20 protein-coding genes and 4 pseudogenes are annotated in these 18,321 nt (G+C 36.1%); 17 read left to right on the top strand and 7 right to left on the bottom strand.

The window, feature by feature from the left end; genetic code table 11:
• Positions 1 to 95: 95 nt before the first annotated feature.
• The 5 genes and pseudogenes from NSQ16_RS06355 to NSQ16_RS06375 form a co-directional block, all read left to right on the top strand.
• A pseudogene (locus tag NSQ16_RS06355) lies at positions 96 to 323 on the top strand (Bro-N domain-containing protein); the annotation flags it as partial.
• Positions 324 to 443: 120 nt separating this feature from the next.
• Positions 444 to 629, top strand: a complete 186-nt coding sequence (locus NSQ16_RS06360) for a hypothetical protein (protein ID WP_224588919.1) — start codon at positions 444 to 446, stop codon at positions 627 to 629.
• Positions 630 to 632: 3 nt separating this feature from the next.
• A pseudogene (locus NSQ16_RS06365) lies at positions 633 to 719 on the top strand (hypothetical protein); the annotation flags it as partial.
• Between the two features lie 34 nt (positions 720 to 753).
• Positions 754 to 1,923 (top strand): hypothetical protein, encoded by a 1,170-nt coding sequence (locus tag NSQ16_RS06370; RefSeq protein WP_230488464.1) that lies wholly within the window; start codon positions 754 to 756, stop codon positions 1,921 to 1,923.
• A 408-nt stretch (positions 1,924 to 2,331) separates the two neighbouring features.
• Positions 2,332 to 3,479: pseudogene (locus NSQ16_RS06375) on the top strand (IS3 family transposase); the annotation flags it as partial.
• 146 nt (positions 3,480 to 3,625) lie between these two features.
• Here the strand turns inward: NSQ16_RS06375 and NSQ16_RS06380 are convergent.
• A complete protein-coding gene (locus tag NSQ16_RS06380) occupies positions 3,626 to 5,143 on the bottom strand; it encodes a glycosyltransferase (RefSeq protein ID WP_082090369.1) in 1,518 nt (505 codons plus the stop codon).
• Between the two features lie 65 nt (positions 5,144 to 5,208).
• Positions 5,209 to 5,424 carry a helix-turn-helix transcriptional regulator gene (locus NSQ16_RS06385; RefSeq protein ID WP_014479487.1) on the bottom strand — a complete coding sequence of 72 codons (216 nt, stop codon included), beginning with the start codon at positions 5,422 to 5,424 and terminating at the stop codon, positions 5,209 to 5,211.
• A 133-nt stretch (positions 5,425 to 5,557) separates the two neighbouring features.
• On the opposite strand from NSQ16_RS06385, the gene NSQ16_RS06390 reads away from it, so the two are divergent.
• From NSQ16_RS06390 to NSQ16_RS06415, 6 genes and pseudogenes are all read left to right on the top strand, one after another.
• Positions 5,558 to 5,929 (top strand): helix-turn-helix domain-containing protein, encoded by a 372-nt coding sequence (locus NSQ16_RS06390; protein ID WP_230488465.1) that lies wholly within the window; start codon positions 5,558 to 5,560, stop codon positions 5,927 to 5,929.
• A gap of 155 nt (positions 5,930 to 6,084) precedes the next feature.
• Positions 6,085 to 6,312, top strand: coding sequence for a hypothetical protein (locus NSQ16_RS06395; RefSeq protein ID WP_230488466.1), 228 nt, complete (start codon positions 6,085 to 6,087; stop codon positions 6,310 to 6,312).
• A 404-nt stretch (positions 6,313 to 6,716) separates the two neighbouring features.
• Positions 6,717 to 7,665 (top strand): annotated as a pseudogene (locus NSQ16_RS06400) (phage tail tape measure protein); the annotation flags it as partial.
• Positions 7,666 to 7,986: 321 nt separating this feature from the next.
• Positions 7,987 to 8,571, top strand: coding sequence for a hypothetical protein (locus tag NSQ16_RS06405; protein ID WP_230488467.1), 585 nt, complete (start codon positions 7,987 to 7,989; stop codon positions 8,569 to 8,571).
• A 240-nt stretch (positions 8,572 to 8,811) separates the two neighbouring features.
• Entirely contained in the window at positions 8,812 to 9,456 is a 645-nt protein-coding gene (locus NSQ16_RS06410) for a hypothetical protein (RefSeq protein ID WP_069837432.1), read from the top strand.
• A gap of 186 nt (positions 9,457 to 9,642) precedes the next feature.
• Positions 9,643 to 10,443 carry a hypothetical protein gene (locus NSQ16_RS06415; protein WP_069837433.1) on the top strand — a complete coding sequence of 267 codons (801 nt, stop codon included), beginning with the start codon at positions 9,643 to 9,645 and terminating at the stop codon, positions 10,441 to 10,443.
• A 39-nt stretch (positions 10,444 to 10,482) separates the two neighbouring features.
• Here NSQ16_RS06415 and NSQ16_RS06420 read toward each other — a convergent pair whose 3' ends face one another.
• Positions 10,483 to 10,848: a DUF1433 domain-containing protein gene (locus NSQ16_RS06420; protein ID WP_069837434.1), complete on the bottom strand. Its 366-nt coding sequence runs from the start codon at positions 10,846 to 10,848 to the stop codon at positions 10,483 to 10,485.
• 50 nt (positions 10,849 to 10,898) lie between these two features.
• Between NSQ16_RS06420 and NSQ16_RS06425 the strand changes: the two genes are divergently transcribed.
• Positions 10,899 to 12,314, top strand: coding sequence for a lipase (locus NSQ16_RS06425; protein WP_230488468.1), 1,416 nt, complete (start codon positions 10,899 to 10,901; stop codon positions 12,312 to 12,314).
• Between the two features lie 12 nt (positions 12,315 to 12,326).
• On the top strand, positions 12,327 to 12,632 hold the full coding sequence (locus NSQ16_RS06430; protein ID WP_076457838.1) for a hypothetical protein: 306 nt from the start codon (positions 12,327 to 12,329) through the stop codon (positions 12,630 to 12,632).
• Positions 12,633 to 13,565: 933 nt separating this feature from the next.
• Here NSQ16_RS06430 and NSQ16_RS06435 read toward each other — a convergent pair.
• Together NSQ16_RS06435 and NSQ16_RS06440 are read right to left on the bottom strand one after the other, a co-directional pair.
• Positions 13,566 to 13,853: a DUF5316 family protein gene (locus tag NSQ16_RS06435; protein WP_069837436.1), complete on the bottom strand. Its 288-nt coding sequence runs from the start codon at positions 13,851 to 13,853 to the stop codon at positions 13,566 to 13,568.
• A 253-nt stretch (positions 13,854 to 14,106) separates the two neighbouring features.
• Positions 14,107 to 14,334, bottom strand: a complete 228-nt coding sequence (locus NSQ16_RS06440) for a helix-turn-helix domain-containing protein (RefSeq protein ID WP_041351654.1) — start codon at positions 14,332 to 14,334, stop codon at positions 14,107 to 14,109.
• 181 nt (positions 14,335 to 14,515) lie between these two features.
• On the opposite strand from NSQ16_RS06440, the gene NSQ16_RS06445 reads away from it, so the two are divergent.
• Complete coding sequence (locus tag NSQ16_RS06445) at positions 14,516 to 14,827, top strand: hypothetical protein (protein WP_095010696.1); 312 nt, start codon at positions 14,516 to 14,518, stop codon at positions 14,825 to 14,827.
• A gap of 14 nt (positions 14,828 to 14,841) precedes the next feature.
• A complete protein-coding gene (locus NSQ16_RS06450; RefSeq protein WP_230488469.1) occupies positions 14,842 to 15,234 on the top strand; it encodes a hypothetical protein in 393 nt (130 codons plus the stop codon).
• A 138-nt stretch (positions 15,235 to 15,372) separates the two neighbouring features.
• Here NSQ16_RS06450 and NSQ16_RS06455 read toward each other — a convergent pair whose 3' ends face one another.
• On the bottom strand, positions 15,373 to 15,588 hold the full coding sequence (locus NSQ16_RS06455) for a hypothetical protein (RefSeq protein WP_069837439.1): 216 nt from the start codon (positions 15,586 to 15,588) through the stop codon (positions 15,373 to 15,375).
• Between the two features lie 604 nt (positions 15,589 to 16,192).
• Positions 16,193 to 16,678, bottom strand: a complete 486-nt coding sequence (locus NSQ16_RS06460) for a hypothetical protein (RefSeq protein ID WP_046160290.1) — start codon at positions 16,676 to 16,678, stop codon at positions 16,193 to 16,195.
• A 391-nt stretch (positions 16,679 to 17,069) separates the two neighbouring features.
• Between NSQ16_RS06460 and NSQ16_RS06465 the strand changes: the two genes are divergently transcribed.
• Positions 17,070 to 17,573 (top strand): hypothetical protein, encoded by a 504-nt coding sequence (locus NSQ16_RS06465; RefSeq protein WP_085187945.1) that lies wholly within the window; start codon positions 17,070 to 17,072, stop codon positions 17,571 to 17,573.
• Positions 17,574 to 17,591: 18 nt separating this feature from the next.
• Positions 17,592 to 18,011 (top strand): hypothetical protein, encoded by a 420-nt coding sequence (locus tag NSQ16_RS06470; protein WP_046160292.1) that lies wholly within the window; start codon positions 17,592 to 17,594, stop codon positions 18,009 to 18,011.
• Positions 18,012 to 18,321: the final 310 nt, after the last annotated feature.

Raw genomic sequence — 18,321 nt, forward strand, 5'->3', positions numbered from 1 at the left:
TTTCGTTTAGTGAATGACAACTTTTCTAAGGAGGTTCATGAATGAACGAATTACAAAAAGTATTCAATTATCAAGATCAGTAGGTTCGGACAGTTGGAAAGGATGGACAACCTTGGTTTGTCGCAAAGGATGTCTGCAATGTACTAAGTCATTCAAATCACAAAGTAGCAGTGTCCCGGCTCGACGAAGACGAGGTAAGTAAAGTTTACCTCACCGATTCATTAGGCCGTAATCAAAAAACAACAGTTGTCAATGAAGCTGGTTTGTATTCACTTATTTTAACTAGTAACAAACCAGAGGCTAAACAATTCAAACACTCATGAACTCATCCCGCAATCAGAAAAACGGGCGGCTACGTTGCAAATGACGAGTTATTCATCCAAACATACTTGCCGCAAGCTGATGAAAATACAAAGCTGCTTTTCAAAACAACTCTTCACACTATGAAAGAGCAAAGCAAACAAAAGGTTAATGTCGAGCAAGTGCCTATGATCGTTGCTCAGGCTGATGATCTGAAAATGATAGGCAATGACGCAATTATTGCAAAAAGAGACAAGACAAACGGTTGGCTCAATGGGGCGATGGTTTTATTCTTTGTAATCGCAGTTTTTCCGGGGATAGGGGGGTAAGGTATGGCGACAACTGAGCAAATAAAACGCATGAACGATATTAATGGTCTGATAAAGCTAATCGCAAGCACAGACAGACGCACTTTCTACTGAAATACTAGACACAAACAAAAGGAGGGAAATAATGAGGGACCCCTTAGCTTATATAAACAGTGCAAAAATCCTTTGCTCTTTCCCAGTCAGATATAAGAAAGACATGAAGACGTGGATTCAAGGTGTTTCAATTAATGAAGAAAGACAAGAGATTTATGTAGCCAATCAAGAAAACACAGGAACAGTACTTCGTATTGATGTACGGGACCTTAATGGTAAACTTAAGAGTAGTAAAAATATCCCGATTGATAGTAGGTCTTTTACAGAATCTCTACCTTACTTCTATAATAAGAACGATCAACTAAGTTTTATCGTACGACCCAAAAATGAAGAATCTGCGGCTATATTCAACTATGAAACTGGTGTCTTAGGGAGCACCTTTCCTATTAAAGGAAAAGCAAAATCTGACGTTGATGGGGATTACTTTGTCACATCTGATGTATGGACTGACACTATTAAAAATATATACATTTACACTTGGGAGAGTGTAAAAGCAGGAAACCCTGTACTGGTTAATAGTATTAGGACAGAGAACTATGGCAGATTAACTGAAAAATCTCAGGGTATTGTTGTGAACAATGGTTATATCTTCATAACGCAAGGTGCTCAAAAAGGAAAACCTGCCATCACTGTATACAACACAGCAGGACAATTAGTAAATTCCTTCATCTATACTAAAAGTAGTCTTGCAAAAGCTGTCAATAGTAAATTCCCCGGACGGCTACCAGATGCAGTTAACTATGACTACGAAAACGAGGGCGGATGCAAGTACAAAGGGAGACTATCCTTAGCTCAGATCATTGACGGAGAATGCTTTATTTTTGTTCATAATTCCCCTAGAGGCGTTGCGTTAGAAACAGAAATCCCAATCTATAAAGTAGATACTGGCTACTTAAACGTAACTCTGTTAAACGGGTGTAAGACATATGGCGCTGACACTGTGCCAAGAATAAGAAGAATCGGCAATCTGGTAGAGCTAAATGGAGCACTAAAAAATGTATCCAACCTTAATACAGAATACCTTGAGTTTCCTAAGGAATTAGCTCCTGATCGTAACATACAGATGGTGCAGGTTACCAGTTCAGGATACCAGTGTAACTGGCAAGTTCAGCCAAATGGCAGAGTCAAAATTATTAATACCAGGAATCCTAATACAGGGTCAGGTACATGGTACCCATTCATGTTCCATTGGTCCATATAAAATATAGCATTTTATTAAGTGGTTCGGGACGGTGGGTTCCACGTTCAATTATGGGGATGCTCGGTTGCACTTTTATTGTTGAGTGTTATTTTGATCGTCACAATTATCGGCATCTTGCCTTGACTTGGCCTCGGCGCCATTAGCATATTTCTTCTTTTAGGAGCCTTCGTTGGTGGTAAGCGCTTAGAATGTCCGCAATGTGAATTTAAGAACAACTTTGTCATGTATGGAGAACATAACGTAACTTGCCGTAAGTGTAAGCAGAATATAGCGATAGATTGGATGCGGAAAAAATAAAAGCCCTAGCCTTATTGGGACTGACCCCATAAGATGAGACAAATAAAAACACCTTCAAGAATTGAATACGGATGATTGTTATCCGAAATTAGACTTGGAGGTGTTTTTTCTATGGGGACAAGAGTGAGTTATCCGGTAGAAGTGAAACAGAAGGCTGTAGAAATGAGATTGGCAGGTGTACCTATGAAGGAGATTATGCAGGAGTTGAATATTAAGAATAAGACACAGATTCAGACATGGGTTAGATGGCATAAGACTGGGGATACACATCGATTTGAACAGCCTGTTGGAAAGCAATACACTTATGGAAAAGGTCCGGAGTATTCTTCCGAATTAGAGAAACTGCAGGCAGAGATTCGTCACCTGAGACAACAGAATGAAGTTTTAAAAAAGTACAACGAATTGGAAAGGAAGTTGATAGCGAAACATCAGTCGAAATTGTAGAAATGTTGCACAGCACAATGACCGTGCAGGATATCTGTATTCATGTAGGTATCGCTCGAGCGTCTTATTATCGTTAGAAGAAGAATCTAATGAAGGATCATCCCAAGCGCTATTTGGAAAACAAATCGGCACGTTGTGTCGAGAGCCAAGTATCGATATGGATATCGAAAAATCACAGCCATACTAAAAAAGAGAATGTGTATTAACCATAAAACGGTTCAACGTATTATGCAGAAAAATCAGTGGCAGTGCCGGGTTAAGGTGAAAAAGCGTAAGAAGAATGGGCAGCCATATGCCGTGGTCGATAATATATTGGATCAGAACTTTAAGTCTGATCGCCTTCTTGAAAAACTAGTAACGGACATCACATATTTGCCTTATGAACAGAAACAATTGTACCTTTCCAGTATATTGTGAATTTATACAATGGAGAAGTGATTGCTTTTACGATTGGGGATAAGCAGGACACAGACTTTGTATTAGACACACTTGATCAGCTATCAACGCTGCCTGAGAACTGCGTGTTATATAGTGACCAAGGTTCTGTGTATACATCTTACGAGTATCAAAAAGCTGTTAAAACAAAAGGCATTACCATGAGCATGTCCCGCAAAGAGAAGCTCGCTGATAATGCCTCCATCGAATCGTTTCATTCCTCAGTAAAGTCTGAAACGTTCTATCTTAACAGCATTGATCGAACTACGACCGCCATCGTAGAACGCACTGTCATAGAGTACATTCATTATTATAACAATATTCGTATTCAAACCAAACTAAACAACCAATCACCGATAAGCTATCGGCAATTGGCTTTAAAAGGTGTTTTGATCCCTGTCTCAAAAACGGGGGTCAGTCCCTATTGGGTAGAGCTTTTTTCTTTTAATATACTTCATTCTCGCCGATCTTCTCAGCGGCTACATACACCATTTCATCTTTATGATGAAAACTCCCTTATGCGTTCTTATTTCGAAAGCTGTTTAAATAAGTCTAGCCAGTTCTTCTTATAGCGAGCATAACTAAATCGTTTGTATACATCTAACGAATTTTTGGCAAACTTTTTCTGCAGCTTACTGTCTTTCATTAATTCGATCACTTTTTCTGCAGCTTCTTCATAGTTATTATATTCTACTAAGTACCCATCTTTCCCATCTCTAATGAGTGTTTCCGGACCGTACTTCGTTCTGTAACTCACTACGGGCGTTTGATTGGCTAGACTTTCCATAATTACTAAGCAGAATCCTTCGAATCGAGATGTCATAATAGACAGCCCGTGTTTTTGAATTTCTCTATTAACGTTATGAGTAAACCCATGTATATGAACGTTATTTTCTAAATGCAGATCCTTTATCAACGCTTGTAAATTTTCCTTCTCTTTTCCATAACCAAAGATATGATACTCGGCGTCTTTAATTTCGTCGACCACAATACGGAAAGCACGAATTCCGTCCGCAATATTTTTACTGTCCTCCAAGCGAGCTAGTGTTATGGCCGATTTAGGGTTTCGTTCAATAGACTTATCTAATATCGCGCCTTTATCTAGAGTAACAGCATGAGGAATTACAACAAATCGCTCATCCGTTCCGTAATCTTCCTCAACATCTCTTTTTTGCTCTTCAGTTAAGAAAACAATCGCATCGAATTCGTCTTTGTGGTCAAATATCTCTTTGTACACGCGTCTGTATGGAGACCCTTTAACGTGCGGTTTATCAAGATGTGTATTATGTAGTGTTACAATTTTGTGACAATCGTTTCCTACCTTGCGGAAAACATCTAATAAACCTAATTCATCCAGCATTAAAAACGGATTCGTGTAATCCTTTAGGATAGACTCAACCCAATAGACGTGTGCATCAGTTATATGATTGAATGCCTTGTTAATTCCAGCATGAAGAACACACTTTGTTCGTTTCCCTGAAGAGTTTACCCAAACAGATAAATAACAATTTCCATTAATGTCATAGTATTTTTCAAACGCGGGCTTGTTGTTCTGAAGATTATATCTAATCTCACGTCTTTTTCTGCCATTAAGATCATATTCAACTCTATGAGTACGTTGAAGATTAAGGTCACGGTAATCAATGAACTTAAGTCTCATTTTTTCGTCGAACAGCTTGTACTTTACGTAGTTGCCTTCTTTATCATAGTATCTGTAGCCGTTTGTATTAGGACGATCGTCGTCTATATAGTGGGAGAAGCCATCCTCGAACAACTCAACCTCTGGAGAACTAACGTTATCGGAAAGGTGCCCAGGGAGGTTGTAGAAGTGCTCGTGAAAATTGTATACCTCAATATTCTCCGCAAGCCTCTGTCTTTTTTTCATCTTCGAGATTATATGCGCATGATTATTTTGAAAATTAAGAGTAAGAAATGATACAGCCCCTCTTTCAGTAGCGACCATATTGGCGCGTCTTTCAGTTGCAAGAGCCATTCCGGATCTAACTTCGTCTAAGAAATCAATAAGTATAAAATTGTGGTTCATAAAACTCTCCTTAATAATTTATTAATTCCATTATATATTAAATTCATAGGTAGGTGTTAGTCGCATTACCTAATATTCTCTATTTCGATAATTTCCCGAATATCATCGATCTCAAATGTATTTACAATTCGCTCTAAATGATCGATTGAAATACGGACCACGTGATTTCGAGAAAGTTGTGAAATCGCTGCAGGTCTGATACCGACTTTTTCGGCGAATTCCCCTTGGTTTAGTCCATATCGATCCATCAGCATGTCAATTCGAAGAACTACTCGTCTCACTACTACGCCTCCATTCGTTTTATTTAATTATAGTACAAATCTTCATTTTCGCAAAAGCGTAATTTGTTATTGACGATTAATTCGCGTATGAGTAAAAGACGTATTAACAAATATACGTAAAGGCAGAATTGTTATGCATTACTTAGCGGAACACCAAACGTTCGACTCGACGGATCAACTTAACGAATCTGTTTACGAACATATCAAACGCAATACATACGAGCTTAACGATACGGATCGCCGGGCGCTTAAGATGATCGCAAGGTACGCGGTTAAGTTTAACGGAGCGGCTCATCTTAAAGCGGAAACGTTGGCGGGCCTGATCGAGAAATCCGTTAAGACGGCGCGGCGGGCGCTGAATAAATTAGCGGGGCTCGGCATCGTAAAGAAGGTTGCTACTACGCGGAAGATTAACGGAGGAAAAGGCGCGAACATCATCGTGATCCTGCCGGTTAATAACGCTAGTGAAGCCGAGGATGACCAATCGACAATGTCCTATCGCTGACAAGCCGAGAAGCCTACGGAGCCAACAGTTGAAGCGCCGAAAACGAACCATCGGATTTAATTAAGCGTTCTAAAAACAAAAATAACGTATTAGATACGGCGACTGTACTGGCTGAAGCGTTAAAAGGCGCGCTGCCTAACGAAATCTATAACGCAATGGCTCGCTACTTTGACGCAGATAAAATTTATAAATATTACGGAATTCTTTTGCGCGCTAAAGCAAGTGTAGACAGAACGATCAGACTCGAAGATCATGCGGCGCCATTCGTAGAAGCGTGGCATGCAACGATTATGAAAGCGAAATCGCACGAAATTAGACGTTTCGACGACTACCTATACGCTGGGTTTAGGAAGGCGGCTTGGACAGTTAAGGTGCGCGCTTAAACCGTGGCGGATCGCTTATGGAACGTTTCAGAAAGGCGTTTGAATAATATTGCGGGTTACGGTACGTGGACTTGCGCGGTGGCGGTGCTATACGCTATAGTTCGTAATATCGAAATAAAAACCGTTTGACTTACCGATTGACTTATCGAATCACTTGCGGCTACCTTGACAGGGTAGAGGTCGCTAGTTCGAGCCCAGTCGGAATCATAGCTTAAACCCTTGCGTAGCAAGTTTTTTTTACTTTGCTTTAATAAAGGCGGTTTATCAAATTCGGAGTTGTTGGCAAACTTGATTTTTGGCTTCGAATTCATTAACCTGTATAGCATCAAAATTGTTGGGAAATTCAGCTGTCTTATCAGCTAATTTTATTGTTGCATGGCCATATCTATCGAATGTAGTTTGATTACTGGAAAGCGACACAAGATAAGATTGATGAAATCGACAAAGAAGATGCCGAAGCTAAGTATCGGAGGAATTAAAAGAGAAGAATCAAGCCATCCAGGAAACCAAAGATAAAATTAATAAGCTTTCAATGGATGATTCTGATGAAGCGAAAGCTCAAGTCAAAGACCTGGAGAAACAGCTTCAAGAACAGCAGGAAGCATTAGATGAATTCATTAAAGACCGCAGCAATACAAAATGGAAAGAAGCTCTACAAGATCAGCTTGAAAAAGATCAGGACGCCATAAATGATAAGTACGACATTTTAACGAAATGACGAAAGAGCATTTAAGAAGATTGAAGACAAACTTATGAATGGAAAGATAACTGATATCACCAAGCAATTTGAACGAGTTTTCAAAGTTTATTAACAGTAATATGGAGTCTATTTCAAACAACCTTATTGATAAGCTAAAAGAGGCTTCAAATGCACTCTCCGCAGTAGTAAGGGAACACAATCGTTAAAAAAGTATCGTCATTTGATACAGGTGGACACACAGGAACAGGCTTAGGTGCTGGCAAACTTGCATTCCTGCATGACAAAGAACTGATCTTAAATAAGACAGATACAGAGAACATGCTTCAAGCTGTAAAAGAAGTACGTAAGCTATCTAATAGTGATTTAGTAGCTGAGAAGCAAGTTAAACCCGACCTAAGCAAGTACAAAGATATTCTCAGTTCTGTATCGTTTGCAGCTGGGAAACTTGGATTGCCAAACCTAAATGCAAATGTAAAGACGAATGTTCCAAATTCCATAGTGAACAATAACACTGAAAACTCAACGGTTAATAATGATGTAAAACACCAATTTACAATCACTGAAGCCAACAATGCAAAAGAAACTGCAAGCTTAGTTTATAAAGAGTCACAAATGGGCTGAAAAACAAAGGGTTGAATTTTAATATGGTATAACAGGGTCGTATTTCTCATTCGTATATTGAGTGGGAAGTACGTCTTTTTTTGTTTATTTTTCCCTCGGAATGCACCATAATTTAAGAGGAGATGTTTGTGATTATTTAGAAAGGTAGTGGATTATTTGAAAAGTATATTTGATTTAGTTTCTTTTAGTGAAAGGATTGCAGATATACCAAAGTCAGTGGATAATATAATAAACCAATAGTGCAATTTAAAGAGATTCTAAGTAAATCTAGGTTAGTTGTTGATACTGAAACAATAATACATGAAGACTTAAAACCTGTTCTAAATCACACCGCAAATTTTGGTTGGACATATGTGGATCATTTGCCTGCAGATGAATTGTTTTCAAAAGAGTTACTAGATTTAAATAAGGATCAGATTGATGAACACTTTATGTCTTTATATAGTGAGGCAAATAAATATAAGGAAGATTTTCTAGGGACAGCAAAGCAATTTGTTTTTGAAAACGTTAATGAAATTCACCATGATCTACTTAAAGAAATGTACATGGCTTTTGAGAAAGGTTTGTATAAACTATGTATCCCATCTGCGATCTTGATAATCGAAGGGGAAATTAGTGATATTGCCCAAAGTTCAGATGTTGGAAAAAGGTTGATTACTAAATGGGAAACAAAACTGCGTAAGAAAAATAATTCTAAATTTGATAAAGAGAAAACAGATTTTATGGACATTGCAACATATTCCCTTATAAAGTACTTATCAGAGCGTTTATTTATTGGGCATGAATTTGAAGATGACAGGTTAGATTTATTAAATCGAAATTGGATTTTACATGGGAGAGACGATTCGTCTTTGTGGTCAAAAACAGATGTAGTAAGGTTGTTAAACACAATTTGTACGGTGGTAACAATTAAAGATCATAATCACCAAAACAAATAGATGGTTTGATTTGTTACTAAAAAAATCAATGGATTTAAGCTTACAAACAAGAGATAAGTAACCCCCTCACAGTAAAGTGAAGGGGTATTTTTATTGTTTATATTCTGAAGAATCCACGCACCCTGAAAAACCCTGATAGATCATAAGGGTATTTTAGGGTTGATCAGGGCGTAGGGATGTGCTATATTTATAATCATATCATCCCTCAGGGATGTGTGAGGGTCAAGGAGGGACGTAAGTATGTTCAATTATAATGTGAATATTTTTCAAATGAAATCAAAACCTCATGGAATTGAAAGACTGAATGAATTTATTAACACGAATGAAAATGGCCTTTCCTTCGTGGCTATTGGATGGCCAGGTATAGGTGATTTAACCAACAAGAGCAAAAAAGAGATAAGAGACCTTCTGATTGAGAAATATGAATATGAAGGACAACAACTAGCAAATTATTTGGGCGCAGTTAATGCATTTGTAAACACTGTGAAAAATGAAGACTTGGTTTTAATTTCTAATAATCTTGATCAAGTATTTGTATTTGAAGTTGGAAATTATAAGTATGTAAAGGAATATGATAATGATATCGATGGAATGTGTCATCAAAGAGAAGCGAATTTACTTGTAATCCTAAATAAGTCTGACTTGGTACCAGAACTTCAGGAATTGCTCAGGAATAGAGGTACAATTACTCAATTTAAATATCCTTTTGAGAAATCCGGATTGGATAAATGGTTAGAACCTGATAACTCAGAGCTTAATTTTAAATTGGATGATTTGATAAATAAATCCCTAAGCACATTGGAAAAGGAATTGCTGTCTGATGATGCAATGGTTCGAATAAATGCTGCTAAAGAGATATTGCGTTATGCTGCAAAAGAATCATAGTAGGATAACGCATATAGTTTCATTCAAGGCTGTCAATAATTTGACAGCTGATTTCTTTTTCACATTTGGAATTCTTAATCTCCCTATTCAAACATTTTCCGATTACATACGATAATTATTAGAGAATACTTTATATTTTCAATCCTGCATTTAATGGAAAAAATTTAATGATTAGAGGGAAATATGATGACAATTTACGAACAAATAAAAACCGTTTTACATAATAAAGTCAATAAGTTAGTTACACCTCAAGAAGTAAAGAAAACCCTTCAAGAGAAATATGGAACTAATCCGGATAGCGTTATTTTATCTGATTATTGTTATAACCGGTATAATAAGGGGATTTCTTTTAATAAGCACCTCTTTGAATATGTGAATAGAAGTTCGTACAAGTACTTAGGTGAAGATTCTCTATATACGGGACTTATTTTCCGAAAATCAAAAGGAGAAGAAAAGGAAGTTCTCGTAGGCGAATGGGTAAACGGTGTTAAATCACTCCAAGAAGCACCTATAACTAACCAAATAAATGATCAAGCTGAAATCATTAGTAAAGAACAACTTGTAAACCTTTATAATGAATATAACCAAATCTTGAGATATGAAATGAATATATTAAACTGTAAGCCTACAGAATTGAGACATTTAACTGGTAGGATTGGTGAATTCATTTGCGCAATTCAAACAAATGGCTCTTTAGCTCGCAAAACTAATCAACATGGTTTTGATGTTCTAAGTGATGGCAGACGTATTAGTGTAAAAACAACAGCTCAATCAAGTGGTGATATTCCTATTAATAAAAATACATTTGATAATTTTGACGACTTTTTTGTAGTTCAATACGAAAATGATGATTTTAAAGTTATTTATTTTGGCCCGAAGGAAGAAGTGAAAACAATTAGTAGAGTATCGGGGAGCAAATATGAAGTTAGTATTGGACAACTAAAGAAACTTAATAGGGAGTATCAATTAAATAAAACAATTGTTTGATAACAAATAACCCCTCACAATAATGTGAAGGGGTGTTTTTTAATACTCACATAATTTATCTTCGCATTCAGGTTTTCGGGTAGCATTTACTTTAAATACTCCAACTTCATCATTTGCCTTATCGTATATTCCCCAGATTTTTTTGTCTTTGTTTCCGTTTAAATAGCCATTAATTGAAATACCACCCATTGGATTTACTTCATAATCATTGGTGTATTCAATTGACTGTATATCTTTATAGTTTGTTTCAATAAAATCATTCATTCTTTTTTTAGCCAAAGAGTACAACTCTTCCTTTTGCTGAGTTTCTTGGGCTTCCATTTTTTTGTCGTGTTGTTCCTTCATAAATATCCCTCCAAGTGTTATAATAACCAGAGCTATAAGGATAATTATGTATTTTTTCATAAAACCATCCTTTCTGTCTTACATTTTACATGAGGGAAGGGGTATTGTACATGAATATAAAGACTGACATACCTAATTTAACAGATAAGGAATACTATTTCCTGAGTCAATATACGTATGATGATAAGAGTCTAAAAGAGAGTTATGTGAATAAAGATCCTATTGAGACCACATCTAATAAAGCTTTTTATGTAGATAAAATCAAAAAAGATCCAGATACAGGGCTAGATGTTTACGTATTTGTTCAAGCCAAGAAAAAAGAAGGTAAATGGGTAAAACCAAAAGAACCAGAAAATGTCGTTGTAGGTTTTCAAGGAACAAACCAGGAACAAATTAAAGCTGATGTTATAAGTGCAGATGGCGGCAACGTAGTAATGGGTAAAGACCCGAAAAAGAAAGTCCAATACATAATGAAAAAAGATGCATCTGAAAACTCTAAAGCTATTGCCAAGTATAACGGTAGTATGGAACAAGCAATGATGATTAAGAGTGGAGAATACAAAATTGTCACTAAGACATCTCAATTTGATCAAGGTGATAAGCTCGTTGCCAATGAAGTGAAAAAGTATGCTGGCACTAACACAGTGATTTCCACAACAGGTCACTCACTTGGAGGAGCAGATGCCGAATATGCTGGTGTAAACAATAACGTTTACAGTGTCGCTTTTAACAACCCTTCCATTGTTAAGCTGCATGATGAAGAAACACAGAAGAAAATCAGAAATGGCGAATTTGATCTGTATCACAAAGCAATCATTAATCCTGATGATATGGTGGGTTCAGGTTGGTTTTTAGAATACGACCGACACAACGGAACAACGATATACACGAAAGACCCTAGCATCGCACGTCAAGATCGTGCAAACCGGCTTAATACGTCTCTAGGTATTCCTGGTGTTTTAGGGAGTCTTATTACTTCCTTCTATGGCCAAGCATTTGCAAAAAATCCTGATACTCATAGTTTAAATGATTCGAACTTTAAATTTGATAAGAATGGTAATATCCAGAGTGTTGATGGCAGCAACGGTGTTTATAACCAGAATATCGAATCATTCTCATCTTTCTCAGGCATGAATGGCCAGACAATTAAAGTGGATGCAAAGTATGCAAAAGAATTAGCTAAACGATTACAGGCAGCTATCGAAGACTTAAAAACAAAGAAACAAGCAATTGAACGATTTCCTCATGATCACAGCAAAATGGTTTACGACGTAAAATCTATTTGTGGGAAGAGATTAGGAGAGTTCAAGGATCTAGATCCAAGTGATGTTGATAAAGCTGTATTGTTTCACGCACTTTATGTGAAAGATGGGGCAGCATTTTATGACTCAGAAGAACAGTATCAAACTGAGGCTTCTCTTCATTATTTGATTAGAGATTTAGAGGATATTAGTGAGTTTATTGTTAAAATGGCTGAGGATTTAAAAGATAAGGATAATGAATTAGCAAGCTGGTTACGGTTATAAGGGGGATTTAAATTGCCATATGGAGTTAATATGGATGCAGATGAGTTTTACAGACGGTTGCAACAAAATGAGGAATTAAAAAAAATTGTGGGTTCAAGTTTAAAAACTCATTGCCAGAATCTAAAAGAAGACACAAAAAACGCATCAGACTTTTCTTCAGCTCAACAGGTTATAGCTGAAGTGTATGTTGCTTTACTCTCTTCATTTGAAGGGAAAGCTAAAGAAGCATTAGTGCAAAGGCTTAATGAAAATGCGACAATGCTTACAAATGCCACTGAGAACAGAAGTGTTTTTCTGAGAAGTATTAAAACTAAATAAATTAAAATTTGAAGGAGGATATGTTTTTCGGTAAAAATATTTTTTTTGAAAAAATAAATCTTTTTTCAAAAAAAAATTATTTATTCACTATATATTCATGTTATAATGGTCTTTAGAAGATTACTTTTTAATTCTTTTGAATGTTCTTTTGACTGTTCTTTTTATTTTTCTTGAAAGGACGGTCAAAAGACACTTAATCTTAATTTTCTTACCGATTCTTCCTTCTAAGAATGTCAGTAAACCCATGATAAATAAACCAACATTCAGTAACAAGGACAAAAAGGTAACTATTAAAGAAGATAGATTGATAATAATTGTTAAATATTCTTTGATATTTGGATCATCCTTTCTATGTAGTAGAGGATTATTTTCTCATGTTTAATTATACCATATAAAATTTAAAATAATAGATGTAATTCTAAATATTTAGATAAAAAAGAATCCCCTCACAACAATGTGAAGGGTTTTTTATTTATCGTTTTAAGTATTCTTCTTCCATAAACGTCAATACTTCGCTTTCTAATTCTGCAGGGAAATGGCTATGAGGCGTACCAAGTGTGCCATTATACCTTTTCTTACTTTCCCCAGGTGACTATGACAATACTTTACATACACGTTGAATCGTGGGAATCCCTCATCCGATGGCAATACCTCTTTATCTACAAACTTTAATCTAATACTTTCAAGGAATTACATGCTTCCCTACGTGATCTAAAGCTTTTGGAACGTCTAAATTCATTCCCCACAGAAACAGAAATTTCATGAGAAGTTGTCAATTGAAAGCCCCCTTTATTTGGTATGTAAAAAGCATAGCACATATCAAATAAAAAATGTGGGAGCTCGGTCAGTGTAGATTATTCGAACAAACTTCTCATAATTTTACTCAGTTGTTCAATCTAGCTTCAAGTTCTAACAAACGTTTATTAAGATTTTTTATTTTGTGCTGAGTAAGAAAATAAGAACAACAATAGAGGGTATTGCTGTGATAATGAGGTTTAAAGTATTTTTGATTCTAAACTGTCTGTGTTCTTTTGTTTCAGAATGATGATTTGCTCGCTGACGGTCTCCACTTACCGCTAAACCTGAAATTAGAACGGATATACCTATTAAAATGATTGATACTGTTCCAAATACTGTTTCATAAGATACACTTCCTCTGAAAAAGTATCCAATAAGTCCTTCAATTATTGCTAGAATTAGTCCTAAACCTAGAAATTTCATTACAATCGTCCTTTTCACACCAGTCTTCTTATCTACATTCTACAGAGGCTGATTTTCCTCAAGTCTGTCTAATTTAACGTTAATCTGATTAAATTCCTTCTTTGTTTCTTCTCTAAATGACTTTAATTCAGATGACACACCGTCAATTTTGTTATCAATTTTCTTTATCTCATCCAATATTGCTTGAAGCATATTTGTTTTTCCATCCCGTTCACCTCTCCGTACAGTATAACAGCTATTGCAATACTTTTGTTTAAGCCTGTTCAGATTTATCTTCTACAAACTCTACAACCTCTTGAATAGAACACTCTAGATATTCACATATCTTATGTATTACTGAGAGTGCAACATACTCATCTTTGTTTAATTTTGCCATTGTAGCTGGAGCTAATTTCAAATCGGCTTTTAAATCCTGATTAGTTTTATCTTTCATAATCAAAGTGAGTTTTAATGGTTTATAACTCAATTTTAGTGGTTTCATTCTTTAATATCACCTACGAGAAATTCATTTTGTTGAATATATTATAACACAACATGTATCAGAATAATGCTAATGAATAAAAAAAGTTCATAAAAGTTATTGACTGTTATTTCATTTGGGTATATTATTAATTCATGAAAACGAATCGTAATACGTGAAAGTGAAAAAAGGGGATGTTAAATTGAAACACATAATCATCCACAGAAAAGACTTAGGTAATTTACCCGCAATACTCTTTTATAAGCAGTTCGCAATAGCTGGTGAAGATGGTCAAGTTCATCTTTATCAGGTCTTAAAAAGAGGAGATGGGCTGTATGATAGGCTTCATTCAGATTTCTTGGCCGAAGATATCCAATACAAAAGCCTTGTCACTCTGACTAATGCAGTAGTTGATAAACTGCTTCACACAACCTTATGGGACGCACTCATTGATAATCGGGAGCTAATTTCATTAGAAGGCTTTCAGTTGTTAGACAAAAACAAAACATACTAAAGGGGATAACGACAATGCAAATTAACAGACACACTGTAGGAACTAACGTAGCGAGCTTAGGGACAATCATTAACGAGGAACGCTTTGATGATATAGCTAATCACTTTCACCATTTCATCCTGAACAACAAATCAGAAGAAGTTAATTTCATGGAAACAAGTAATAATGGAGCGCCTACAAAGCGCTTCAACATACATACTGAAATCACTATTCCTGTTTCCTTCAATATAGATGGTGAAAGTAAAGAGGATGCTAGAGACAATTTAGAGGCAATGTTGCAAATGGCAATTAATCATATACATGTGATGTTTGAAATGGGCGGAGGACAAACAGTTATCCCTAGAGTTAGCGACAATTTATGTGAGATGGGTGAATATGACGTAGAGGAAGTTGACGCTGGTGAATAAAACTGAGGTACATAACGAGTGGTTCTGCAAGGTGACTTTTGGAGTATTGTTAGTAGCTGTACCGGCTATATGTATACAGTTTGTAGCTTGGTTTGGATGATTTGGGAGTGCGGGCACACTCCCCATTTAAGAATGCAGCTACTTATTACCTATTTTTATAGTTAAACACTGTGTTATTTTATCTATTTTACTACCAATTGCAGTTCCTTTTTTTCCGAATAGTTTTCCAATTTTTGTTGCCACGTTGTTAATTTTTAAATTCCTGTATTCAATATTAAAATTATTTTTTGAAGAGTCATGTAATGTCTTTATAGTTGCATCGCAAATATATTCTGCAAATTCTTTTTTGTTCATGAAATCACTCCTATTAATTAGGGATATTATACCACATTATAATTTGGAAAATAAAACTTAAATAAAGTCAGTCTATGCTCCTGAATTAAGGTGTTGTCTTTAGTGATGCCTATTTTAAGGATCAGACTACCGTGGAATGCGCTAACACACGTAAAACTTGACAGGGTAGTGACTCAGTCGACGCAAAAAATGAGGATAGGATGCCTTCTGTGTTTCCCTATTTACACATGCATCTGAAAGGCGAAAGCTTCCATTAAGTGCTGACGAAGGATGGGTGTATCGTTTCTGACGATGCAGGACAAGCCATAAGTATCAGGGCTCAGATTTGAGTTTTGAGAAACTGTTAGGGACACCTGGCACAGTAGGCTTGTTTGGGGAATAACCAACGGCAAATAGGGTGAACACACGGATACCACAAGTGGATATACAATCAAGTTTCAGTCGCCTGCCTGAGTTTGTTTATTTTTTTTACAAGCAAATTCAGGCAGATAACTTGTCCAGCCGTTGTCCACAGTCTCAACCAATCAAGCAAAAGATCAAAAGAAAAGTCAAGACAAATAACAAAGAAATTTGTGAGGTTCATTGTGAACCTGGCAAGGTGTAGTTAAGACCACAGCATTTTAAATAAACCTCCAATATTTGCTATAGCACCAGACACCTGACCAATTAGAATGATTACTCGAAAAATAAGTTTCGGTTGTTCAGAAGGACTTTTCTCTTTGAAAAACAAGCGTGTAAAAGAGCTTAAGATAAAAATCAGCGCAAAACCGAAAACAAGTAACACTAAGAGGTTCGGTATATTGTTGAAAAGGTCTTTAAGAATGAAAATAGTTAATGTAATACCAAGGCCAATACACATCTCTAAAGCACCATCATTTTTAGTGAAATTAGACAGTTCAACACCTAAACCACATATTCCCATAATTAAAAAAACTATAGCCAACAATTTCATGGGAGTTTCACCACCGAAGGTACTCCAGGAAAAAAATAGTACGCCGCCTATAATTAAGAAGACAGCAGCTAAACCAAAGCCAAAATATTTATTCTCACCTTTTGGCGAGTTATTAGATTGTGCTTTAATCTCAGACATAAGACTCACCTCCTATGTAAAGTATATCAAAATTTGGAGGGTGAGTTAATATATCTCTCATTTGGTTGCCGTTGATTTAGCTGCAGTCGTATTTCACGACGTCAGAAGTCTGGGTGCACGAATCGTTCAGTCTGCAAAAATGCAGAGTGAGACTATTACCAATTGTAATAGTGGAGAGGTCGTCACCAAAATAGACGACCACCATGAAGTCGTACCCAAAACATATACGACCTCTGTATGCTCGTTGGTGAAATAACAACGACCTGACAAAGAACATGGGCATAAAAGAGGGGAACAAAAAGGTGAGAAAAACACTATCCTTAATTTTACAAATTTTTGATAATATTGATAATAGTTTCAAAAAAATAAAGAGAAAGAAGGATTGTGAAGTATGTTCAAAAAAAGTATATTGGCTTTATCCTCAGTAGCCCTTTCAGTTTCACTTTTTGCACCATTTGCGAGCGCAAAAGAAATTAAAAAAGAAGAGTCAGTGAAGCAAAATGTAATTATTGCTAATGCATATGCTTATACAACTCCACTACAAGAAAATGTTAAGGTGAAAAATCAAGAGGTTAGTGGAGAATTCACTACTCAAGGTATTAAAGGTAAAATTGTCTCTGCGGCAGTAAGAGCCTTAGCTCAAGGAATTCGTAGTGGCTCATGGGTAGTTTCAAAGATTATTGGTTGGTTAGATGAAGGTGCTGCAAAAGCATTTAGAAAGCATGCCGATGATATTGCGGACGAGCTTGATTACATTGCGAAAATACCTGATTTAGCTGTTGATACCGTAAGAAAGAAACTCTATAACTATCTAGTAAATGATTTAGAATTAGATTCAGGAGATGCGTTAGTGATAGCTGAAGCTGTTGAAGGGGTACTTTGGATACTTCTATAATTCACAGGAGGGCTATAAATGACTAATCAATTAGAAGAAAAAGTTGAACTACTTGAGCAAGAAATTGAAGAGCTTAAATGGCAAATCTTAAAGCTCAGTCATGCAAAACTGGATGATCCAAGATACCCTTATTCCAATTGGTTAATTCAGCATAATATTTATAGTGAGAAAAGAAGAGAATTGGAATATGTTTTATCAGTTTTAAATGATCGTATTCTAAATAGTCCTCAGCCACCAGAACAATATCGAAAAGAGATTGAAGGCATTTCAAGTCAGGAATTACATAATGAGAAAGCTCCTGATTTTGCAGAAGTGCGTGATATCTTATCTAAAGTTCTTGGAATTAAAGAAAAGAAAGTGATTGCGCTCCTTAATGCTCTGAAAGATGAAGGTAAATTTAAGGATTTAAGTGAGAAACTTTTAGATGAGATTTATTAAGAATAAGACTCCCTTTTGGGGGTCTTTTTTATTGAGCTAGGCGAGGTAATAGATGGAGTCCTGTTTTGTTACTTGCTAACTAACCCTCAAATTGAGGACTTGTGAAGCTAGCTTTTTGTGTCACCATGGAGTCACAAAAACTTTAAAAACCACTTAGTAACAACAAATATCAATCAGGAAACTAAATCCCATGACCCCTTATGTGACAAGGGTTTAGTCGATTTTTTAGGATTGTTAAAGATTAGTCAGAATACGTGTCTCGTCCTTGACAGGGTAGAGGTAGCTGGTTCGATCCCAGTCGGAATCATAG

Origin of the sequence: Bacillus sp. PS108 (genome assembly GCF_037963335.1) — a bacterium.
Classification (GTDB): Bacteria; Bacillota; Bacilli; order Bacillales; family Bacillaceae; genus Bacillus; species Bacillus subtilis.

Bases quoted from the DNA above. Each gene is read 5' to 3' on its own strand.
- NSQ16_RS06450 (WP_230488469.1), top strand. From the start codon at position 14,842: ATGCAAATTAACAGACACACTGTAGGAACTAACGTAGCGAGCTTAGGG.
- NSQ16_RS06420 (WP_069837434.1), bottom strand. From the start codon at position 10,848: ATGAAAAAATACATAATTATCCTTATAGCTCTGGTTATTATAACACTT.
- NSQ16_RS06440 (WP_041351654.1), bottom strand. From the start codon at position 14,334: ATGAAACCACTAAAATTGAGTTATAAACCATTAAAACTCACTTTGATT.
- NSQ16_RS06370 (WP_230488464.1), top strand. From the start codon at position 754: ATGAGGGACCCCTTAGCTTATATAAACAGTGCAAAAATCCTTTGCTCT.
- NSQ16_RS06395 (WP_230488466.1), top strand. From the start codon at position 6,085: ATGGCTCGCTACTTTGACGCAGATAAAATTTATAAATATTACGGAATT.
- NSQ16_RS06360 (WP_224588919.1), top strand. From the start codon at position 444: ATGAAAGAGCAAAGCAAACAAAAGGTTAATGTCGAGCAAGTGCCTATG.
- NSQ16_RS06455 (WP_069837439.1), bottom strand. From the start codon at position 15,588: ATGAACAAAAAAGAATTTGCAGAATATATTTGCGATGCAACTATAAAG.
- NSQ16_RS06410 (WP_069837432.1), top strand. From the start codon at position 8,812: ATGTTCAATTATAATGTGAATATTTTTCAAATGAAATCAAAACCTCAT.
- NSQ16_RS06460 (WP_046160290.1), bottom strand. From the start codon at position 16,678: ATGTCTGAGATTAAAGCACAATCTAATAACTCGCCAAAAGGTGAGAAT.
- NSQ16_RS06415 (WP_069837433.1), top strand. From the start codon at position 9,643: ATGACAATTTACGAACAAATAAAAACCGTTTTACATAATAAAGTCAAT.
- NSQ16_RS06470 (WP_046160292.1), top strand. From the start codon at position 17,592: ATGACTAATCAATTAGAAGAAAAAGTTGAACTACTTGAGCAAGAAATT.
- NSQ16_RS06380 (WP_082090369.1), bottom strand. From the start codon at position 5,143: ATGAACCACAATTTTATACTTATTGATTTCTTAGACGAAGTTAGATCC.
- NSQ16_RS06390 (WP_230488465.1), top strand. From the start codon at position 5,558: ATGCATTACTTAGCGGAACACCAAACGTTCGACTCGACGGATCAACTT.
- NSQ16_RS06425 (WP_230488468.1), top strand. From the start codon at position 10,899: ATGAATATAAAGACTGACATACCTAATTTAACAGATAAGGAATACTAT.
- NSQ16_RS06465 (WP_085187945.1), top strand. From the start codon at position 17,070: ATGTTCAAAAAAAGTATATTGGCTTTATCCTCAGTAGCCCTTTCAGTT.
- NSQ16_RS06435 (WP_069837436.1), bottom strand. From the start codon at position 13,853: ATGAAATTTCTAGGTTTAGGACTAATTCTAGCAATAATTGAAGGACTT.